General features: G+C 60.8%; 4 protein-coding genes. 1 reads left to right on the top strand and 3 read right to left on the bottom strand.

Features of this window, described 5'->3' with window-relative positions; translation table 11 throughout:
- The 3 genes from ABX749_RS11950 to ABX749_RS11940 all read right to left on the bottom strand — a co-directional run.
- The coding region (locus tag ABX749_RS11950; protein WP_372896183.1) for an FG-GAP-like repeat-containing protein at positions 1–4726 on the bottom strand (4726 nt) is incomplete at its 3' end.
- Between the two features lie 279 nt (positions 4727–5005).
- Positions 5006–6067 (bottom strand): TIGR03032 family protein, encoded by a 1062-nt coding sequence (locus tag ABX749_RS11945; RefSeq protein WP_372896182.1) that lies wholly within the window; start codon positions 6065–6067, stop codon positions 5006–5008.
- A 26-nt stretch (positions 6068–6093) separates the two neighbouring features.
- A complete protein-coding gene (locus tag ABX749_RS11940; protein WP_372896181.1) occupies positions 6094–7254 on the bottom strand; it encodes a hypothetical protein in 1161 nt (386 codons plus the stop codon).
- A gap of 868 nt (positions 7255–8122) precedes the next feature.
- Here ABX749_RS11940 and ABX749_RS11935 point away from each other — a divergent pair.
- A complete protein-coding gene (locus ABX749_RS11935; protein WP_372896180.1) occupies positions 8123–9013 on the top strand; it encodes a WecB/TagA/CpsF family glycosyltransferase in 891 nt (296 codons plus the stop codon).
- The last annotated feature ends 6 nt before the right edge of the window (positions 9014–9019 follow it).

Below are 9019 nucleotides of genomic sequence, written 5' to 3'. Positions count from 1 at the left end.
CGGTGATCGCTGAACCGCTCATCAGCACGAACGAATTGCCGACGACGGGAGTCACGCCGTCAGGGGCTCGGAATTTCACTGCGCCGCCGACGGAGATCGGTCCGGCGGAATTGATCTGTCCCCCGGCCGATTCAGTCATCGTGCCCAGCACGATCGGGTCGGTCGCGGCCAAGCTCAATGTTTCCCCACCCAGGTCCAAGTCGCCTTGAATCTGGATCGATTGCATCGCCTGCACGCTGACCGGGCCGACCGAGGAGAGTTGAACTGCGGTGACCAATCCGTCGTGGGTCACTTCGACGGTTGCCCCGGCCAGGGTGCCATCGGACGATCGAATCGACGCCGTGGAGGTTCCCGTGCCTTGAACGACCACCGAATCGGAATCGTCGGCGCCATCGATCACGATGCCGTCGGGAAAGGCAAAGTAGCCACCGCTGGTAAAGTCGACGTTGAAGGTGTCTGCGGCGGAGGTGCCGGTGATCCGCAGCGATTGCGTCGTCAACACGGGTTTGGAGAGCAGGACCGCACCGCCATTGCCGTTGTCGATCAGCTCGACGTTCGATCCGTTCTGCCGGACGGTGACGTCGGTGGAGCTCGCGGGCAGACTGTACGTGACGTCCTCGCGGATCGTGATCACGTAATCTTCCACTTCTCCGTCGTCGGCCAGTCCATTCGGTTCCAAGTCACCCGCCGTGCTCAGTCGCACCCGCGCGTACGTTTGCCCGAGCGTCATCGTGGTCGGCACGGCGTAGTTGAGCGTTTGAAGTCCCGCGACCACGGTCACGCTGTCAAGGATCTGTTCGCCGGCGTCCCACGTTCCGTTAGCATTAAAATCGATCCAGGCATCGACCTTGGCCGTTTCGCCGCCTTGCAGGTCGATGTTCACGCCTGCGGTGGTTTGCCCAAGCTTGAGGGTCCCGAACATCACGCCGTCTTCGTCGCTACCGTCACCGTCGGCGTCCGGCGACGGAATCGCATCGGTTTCGCTGTCTCGCGTGGCGCCTAGTTGGGGACCGACCGCCAGGTGCGTTGCGCCGTCGCTGACGAGCAATGTCGAGTAGGAATCGGGGGCATCGCCGAGATCCGCGAGCACCGTTTCCAGCCAGACGAATCGATAATCAAAACTCGAAACGCCGACGACGTCGAGGTCACCGTCCCGATCCAAATCCCCCAATTCAATCCGCCTCGGTCCATCGACGAAGTAGTCGATCGGACGCTGCCGGAATTTTTCGTTGCCGTCGTTCAAGAAGACGTACAACACGTACTCGTCTCGCGAGGCAACCAGCAAGTCGACATCACCATCCAGGTCGATGTCTCCCGGCGTGACGTCAAACGCGTAGGAGTCTTCCATCGGGACCAGACGCTCGGTGAAATTGCCTGCCCCGTCGTTTTCATACCAGACAATGTCGTCGGTGAAGGCGCCGACGGCGAGGTCCAGATCACCGTCACCGTCAATGTCTGCCGTTCGGACGGACGACGCACCGTACGCGGTGGTCGTGATGACTTTCTCGACGAAGTTCTGGCTGCCGTCGTTTTGGTACCAGGCGATCTTGTTATCGTTGTACGAGGCGCTGATCACATCCAAGTCACCGTCGCCGTCGATGTCGCCGGTTGCAACGCTGTAGGCCAACTTGGCATTCGTCGTGATTGTTTTGGCGGTAAAGTTTCCGCTTCCGTCGTTGTCATACCAAGCCAGTTTGTCGTCGTAGCCACTGGCCGAGAGCAGATCCGGATCGCCGTCGCCGTCGACATCCGCGACGTGAACATCGTTGACGCCGACCGCGGCGTTCGAAACGAGCTGTTCGACGAACGCGCCGCCGCCGTCGTTGCGGTACCAGGCGACTTTGTTATCGAAGTACGAACCGCTGATGATGTCCAAGTCACCGTCGCCGTCGATGTCCGCGGTTTCGACGCTGGTGGCTCCGTCAGCAGACGTGGTGATGATGCGCGGCAAAAACCCCTGCGAGCCGTCGTTCTCATACCAGGTGATTTTGTCATCATTGAGGGTCGCGCCCAGCACGTCGACATCGCCATCCCCGTCGATATCGGCCAGTGCGACGTCATACGGCAAGTAGGGCGAGGAGACGATTTCGTTTTCGACGAAGGATTCGTTGCCGTCGTTTTCGTACCAGGCGATCTGGTCGTTTCCGCTGGACGCGCCGAGCACATCGAAATCACCATCGCCGTCGACATCCGCGACGGTGACGTCGATCGCACCGTCCGCGTTGGCGTCGATCACGGCTTCGGTGAAGTTTTCGTCACCGTCGTTTTCGTACCAGACGATCTGATCGTCTCCATACGACGTGGCGAGAACATCCAGATCACCGTCTTGGTCAAGATCCGCGACCGAGATCGCAGTCGGGTAGTCGAGCGTCGTCGTGATCGCGTGCTCGGTGAAATTTTCGTTGCCGTCATTTTCGTACCAGGCGATCTTGTCGTCCGACTGAGACGCGCTCAGCACATCGATGTCGCCGTCGGAATCCACGTCCGCGACCGCAACCCCCAACGCGCCATTGGCATTGGTGCTGATCACGTGTTTGGTGAACGCCCCGGATCCGTTGTTTTCATACCAGTTGATCGAATCATCGAGGGTGTGGGCGGTGAAGACATCCAGGTCTCCATCGCCATCGACGTCGCTGACCGCAATGCTCTTTGCCGCGCCCGCCGAAGGGTCGATTACATGGACGGTGTAGGGTTCGGCTCCCGTGTTTTCATACCACAAGATCTCGTAGCTAAATCCGGCGCTCAAAAAATCGCGATCACCGTCTCCGTCGACATCACCGATCGCGATGCTGAGTACGCCGCGATCGTCAGGCGACACGATGTGGGGCGTGAAGTTTTCGTCGCCGTCGTTCTCGTACCACACGATGTTCTGGCCTAAATAGGAAACGGCGATGACATCCAAGTCTCCGTCGTTGTCGAAGTCCTCGACTTCGATTTCCTCAGGATCGTCACCCTGGTCACTGATCAGACGACGAACAAAGTTTTCGTTCCCGACGTTTTCAAACCACTCGAACCGATTGGAACCAGCCGACGCGCTGAGCACATCCTGGTCTCCATCGCCATCCAGGTCCACCGACGTGATCGCCGAAACCCCCAATGCGCCCGGCGAGCTGATGTCGCTGCCGACGAACATCGGTGACATGGGTGCCGGCGGTTGGATCGTCACCTGATAGTCTTCCACCTCGCCATCGGGGGCTTCACCGGTCGGGGCCAGCCCGCCGACGCTGCTGAGGCGGAAACGTGCATAGGTGGTGCCGACGAGTGCGTCGCGTGGGATCGGGAAGGTCAGCACGTAGTCGAAGATGCGAACATCGGCGGAGTCGAAGATTTGTTCGTTGGGGTCGTCCCAGTCGCCGTCCTGGTTGAAGTCGATCCAGGCATCCAGATAGACCCAACTGGGTTGGTTGGAGTTGCTTTGTACGTTGACGGTGACTTCGGCGTCGAAGGCTCGGACATGCAGCGGACCAAACGTCACGCCGTCGTCGTCGGCTCCGTCGCCATCGGCCAAGGCGGACGGCAATCCGTCGACTTCGCCGTCACGTGCCGCCCCCAGCCAATGGCCAACCGCGAGGTGCGAAGCACCACCGGATGCCGCCAGTGTGGGGTAGGGTGCGGGGGCGTCGCCGTAGTCGGGCGAGCCGTTTTCGAACCACAGCACGTTGTCGCCGTACTGTGCGCCGATGGCGAAATCCAGCTTGCCGTCACCGTTGAAATCGTCGATCGCCAGGCTGTCGGCGCCGTTGGCTGAATCATCGCTGATCACGTACTCGGTGAAGCCACCGGCGCCATCGCCGAGGAACACGCGAATCTGATCGTTTTGGGACGAGGCCAAGATATCCATGTCGCCGTCGGCATCGAGATCCGCGGTCGCGACGTCATAGGCTCGGTCGGCGGACGTCGTCAAAATGCGTTCGCTGAAATTCTCGCTGCCGTCGTTTTCATACCAGGCGATTGTGTCGTCGCTAAACGACGCGCTGACCACATCGACGTCGCCATCGCCGTCGGCGTCGAACGCGGTCACGGCGATCGCCTTGTCCGCCGTCACGCTGATGGCGTGCTCGGTGAAGGTCTCGTTGCCGTCGTTTTCATACCACGCGATCGTGTCGTCATTGCCCGAGGCGCTCAGTACATCGAGATCGCCATCGCCGTCCACATCGGCCGTGGTCACATCGTAGGCACCATCGGCGCTGGAGCTGATCACGTGGCGACTGAAGGATTCGTTTCCGTCGTTTTCGAACCAGGCGATCGTGTCGGAGAAAAAGGCGGCGCTGAGCACATCCAGATCACCGTCACCATCGACATCGGCCACCGCGACACTGCTGGCGTTGGTTTCGACGGAACTGATCACGTGCTCGGTGAATTGCTCATTGCCGTCGTTTTCAAACCAGCGAATCCTGTGGTCGTACTTCGACGCGCTCAACACGTCTGTGTCGCCGTCACCATCGAGATCCGCGATCGCCACACTTTGTGCCCCATTGGCGAGCGTGGAAATCGTTTTTTCAGCAAAGACACCGCCGCCCTGGTTGTCGAACCAGCGAATCGAATCGTCTCGATACGACGCGACCACGATGTCGTTGTCGCCGTCGCCATCGATATCTCCGCTGGCAACGCCCCGCGGCCCGTCCACCGTGTCCCCGATGACCGCATGCTCGACGAAGGTCGCACCGGGCGGCGGCGGCGAGGGAGGGAAATTGAGATCGGAGGCCAGCAGAATGCGTTGTTCCAAGTGTTCGCCGCGAATTCGACCGCTTGCCCGTCGGTCCGCTGTTCTTGTTCGCCGTCGCTTGCGCGACCTCAGAATCGTTTGTTTCATCGAGCTGAAGAGGAGGGACCGAAGGGGGGAGTCATGCACTTGTGGGAGCCGCACATTCTACTCGCTCGCCGCGCGTCACGCTCGATCGCCCATCAAGCCCTTACCCCACAATCCGTCCCCCGCTATTGAGCCTCGCCAGCCTCCCTCTTGCTTTTCTGCCTTCCATCATTCTGCCTTCCCCCACATTCCCCCTTACCCGCCGGCCGACCAACTCTGCACCCCATCGCCCTCGTCGAACCACACATTGCGTTCAATTTCATCTGTTTTGAACCCCAACGCTTTCGGCCGCCGCGTATCGGGCAAGACGACCACGTCATACAGTTCGCCGATCACGTCGCCCTCCATCCGGATCCAATGCACCACGTTGCCGCTGCGCAAGTCAATCACTTGAACGCCGCAGCGCGGTGCCGCGTCACGTGAGGCCAGTTCTCGATCAAGATTCAGCCCTCGGAACGATTGCTCATCGTCTCTCGGCTTGGACAACCCGACGACGGCATAGTCGCCGATCAGGGCCAGCCCGCGGGCGTAGCCGGGGCAGAACGCGACGCGTTCAAACGTTCCCGTTTTGTCATCGACAAAGCCCAGGAAGCCATTGCCCGAATCGAGCAGCCACAATCGGTTCTGATACAGACGGGGTGAGTGAGGCATCGACAAGCCATCGGCGATGATCTGGTCGGATCGAACATCGATCACGACCCCACCGTCGTGGCGTCGGTCGCGCCAGCCATCGATCACATCCGACCGGCTGCAGGCGGTGACATAGCGGGGCCGTCCGTCTTGCATCGCCATCCCGTTGAGGTGACAGCGATCTTCTGCGGCGAGTTTTGAAATGAAGCTCGGCCGCCAGAGCGGAGTGAAGCTGCGTCGTTGGCTGATCGTTGCGATGCAGTTGAACAGCGTGCTGATGAAGATCGGATTTCCGTCGCCATCGACGGCGACATCGTGAATGTCGATATCGCCGGTCGTGTATCCGACCTGGGGCACGAACAGTCGGTCAAACTCGCCGCCGGGCGATTGCCCTGTCAGCATGTTTTCCAAACGCCACAATTGATACCGGGTGCTCATCCAGATCGTCTGTGCATCTCCCCAAAGCCCCATGCATCGGTTGAAGGTGCGTTCAAAGATGGCCAGACCGCCGTCAGGTTTGGTTCCGACCAACAACAGTTTCCCCGCCTGATAGGTCGAGATCGCCAGACTGATGTGGTGCTGGGTCAACCACGTGGTCAAGTTGCGGGATCCGAGGATGTTTAACATGGTCACCTCTGATGAATGCCGTCCACTCAGCTCGATTCCGTTCCGTCGGAATCGGCAGCGTCGGCAAATTGATTCAGCACTTCGCGCCGCAAGCGAGCGATGTCATTGACATCGTTGACGTCATCGGGTTTGACAAACAAGCGTTCTTTGCCGCCGGCGACGGTGTCGGCATCGTGAACGTAAAACCAATTCGGTGTTGTCACGGCTTGGACGGCGCGGTCCGAATCGGTTCGGACCGACAGCGACCGGGCATCGTCGCTGCGGCACCATTCGGCCGGAGTGATCAAGGGTTTGTCATGCAGGAGACGTTCCAACAACTCGGGCAACGCCGCGGCGGATTGCAAGGACGGAACACGCAGTGGGCCGCCGCAGGAAACCAGCATCGGCAACCGAACGTCTTGGCTGCGCAGCGGTCCCACATGGTGACCCAGCCAGCCGTTTTCTCCGAGCGAAAACCCGCTGGTCCCGGCCAAGACGATTCGGGGGCGTCGTCGGCGCACGGATTCACCGAGCAAGTCGATCATTTCGTCCAGCAACCGAACCTGAGCCGCGTACCGCTGCATCCAGGTGAACAACAAATCGGGATCGTCGTTCTTGGAGAGTTTTTGCGCGGGCGGATCGGTGGTGGGGGGCAAGAAGAACGGTTCGGGCGCAGCGCCGGCGTGGTCTTGCGTTTCGTCCTCGACCGGTTCTTGGCTTTCTTCCTCGTCATCGTCGTGCGTGACGGGCGCGTCCCAGTGGTCGCGAAGCATGCCGCTGTGGATCCAAATCAATCGCGTCTCAGGCGTGATGGCTTGGATGCTCGCCGCAAAGGCTTGCGCCAGAACGGTGGCTTCGACCGTTTCGGCGGGGAGGCGTTTCAGCGTCGGTTGTAACGCGATTGCCTGGCTGAAGCCGAATTGATCTTCCGGAATCGTCAGCTTCGGATCGTCGGTCAAAAAGACCGTCGCGCCGTGGTCTGCCTGGCGAGCGATGCATTGGCGTGAATCGTCCAGCCACTGCGTGATCAGGCTGCCGGGCCGGTCGACGGGCGAACTCCAACGGTCCCAGACCACGCCAGTCGCCGCCAACGCATCGATCGCCGGCGTCTGGTTCCATGAGCAGCCGTAGCAGCCCAGCGGCGAAGTCGCCAGCCCTTCCAGCGTGACGACGACAGTGATCGGTGATCGGAGAGAAAGTTTGGGCACAGGATTCTGTCGAGGGCGATGGGAGGGACCGGGTCCAGCGTAACAACTCCATGGAGCGTCGCCAATCGGCGGATCCCGCAGGTGACGTCAGCCGGTTCGCGCCAGCGTGTCGTCTGGCAACGAAGGTGTTCGCGGAACGGCGTGAGACGTCGGCGCGCAAGCACGGAGAAGGACCGGAGGGCTCGCGCCCTGCCGCTAACAACAGCTACAGGTAATAGCCGAACGGCGCGAGCCGTTCGTTATCCCGGAGGGATTTCAGCGAGTAGCCGGAGGTCAGCGCAGCGCCACCTCCGGGGAGGACGCCTCAAATCCCCATCGACCCCGACGGGGTCGCAGCGAATCAATCCGCCGGCGGTGCCGCAGACCGCCCAATTCGAAAGATTTGAACCAGACGCTCGTTGAGGCGAGGCGGCAGATCGGTCCGAGGGCTCTGACGCGATTTGCTTCGACACCCTTCGGGGTCGCGTCAGGTGCGAACCGATTGTCCGGAGGTGTCGCTGCGCTCACCTCCGGCTACCGGCTTTGACCCTGTTGGGGTCACGCTCGAAAGACCGGAGGGCTGGCGCCCGGCCGCTAACAACAGCAGCAGATGTTAGCGGAACGACGCGAGCCGTCCGGTGTCGGCGCGGAAACACCGTGAAAGACCGGAGGGCTGGCGCCCTACCGCTAACAACGGCAGGAGATATCGGAACGGGCGAGCGGACTGTCGGCAGACTCGCTATCTCCGGCACAACTCCACCAAGCCGTCTCGCTCTGGCTGGGCAAGCCGCATCAAAGGCCAGGGTTCCTCACTTGGCGTCCTACGGTTGAATGGAAGGAGTCCTCGTCCGCCAGCTCTGTTTCTTCTCCACGATCGCGACTTGCAACGATGTCTGCACACTTTTCGACCACCAATCCGATCGCTCCGGTGTCCCCGGTCATCTTGCCGCCCGCCTCAAAAAACACGGCAAACCCGGACCGCCAGCAGCCGCCTGCCCTACCACCGCTGCAGCGGTGCAACGTCTGGGAGGTGCCATTTGACCGCGTCACCATGGCCGAGGCGGTCGACCGGATCGAACAGCTCGTCGAGCGTGGCGAACCCAGCTATGTGATCACCGCCAACTTGAACTATGTGATGCTGCATCACCGGCAAGCAGACATCCCCCCAATCACCGCAGCAGCGGATCTGATTCTGGCCGATGGACAACCGATCGTATGGCGGAGCCAATTGGGATCGGACGCACTGCCCGAACGCGTCGCCGGCAGCGAAATGATTCACAAACTCGCTTGTCGAGCCGGTCAGAAACGTTGGGGCATCTACTTTCTGGGCGGAGAACCGGGGGTCGCCGAGAAATGCGCCAAGCGACTGGCACGCGATTATCCCGGCATGCGGATCGCCGGAATCGAATCGCCTCCGTTTCGTGCCCTGTCGGCCGACGAACAAGCCGAACAAGACAAACGCATTCGAGACTCCGGCGCCGAAATCTTGCTGGTCGCCTTCGGCCAACCCAAGGGCGAACGCTGGATCCACGAGCACTACCAACGCCTTGGTGTTCCCGTCAGCATTCAACTCGGGGCCTCGTTCGACTTCATCGCCGGGACCGCCAAACGCGCTCCCAAGATCTGGCAGAAACTGGGGGCCGAATGGACCTATCGGATGCTCAGCGATCCGAAACGTCTGGTCCCACGCTACGGCAGAAACGCCTGGTTTCTACTGCAAGCTCTGGTCGACGATTGGAAGCAGACGGTCAAACGCTGGGGCATGTCGTTGGACGACTGAACGTTT

The sequence above is a fragment of the Stieleria sp. genome (assembly GCF_041595215.1).
In the GTDB taxonomy this organism is placed as follows: domain Bacteria; phylum Planctomycetota; class Planctomycetia; order Pirellulales; family Pirellulaceae; genus Stieleria; species Stieleria magnilauensis.
This window is presented reverse-complemented; position numbering and strand designations above follow the sequence as displayed.

Coding starts and splice junctions, on each gene's coding strand:
- ABX749_RS11935 (WP_372896180.1), top strand. CDS start 8,123: ATGTCTGCACACTTTTCGACCACCAATCCGATCGCTCCGGTGTCCCCG.
- ABX749_RS11945 (WP_372896182.1), bottom strand. CDS start 6,067: ATGTTAAACATCCTCGGATCCCGCAACTTGACCACGTGGTTGACCCAG.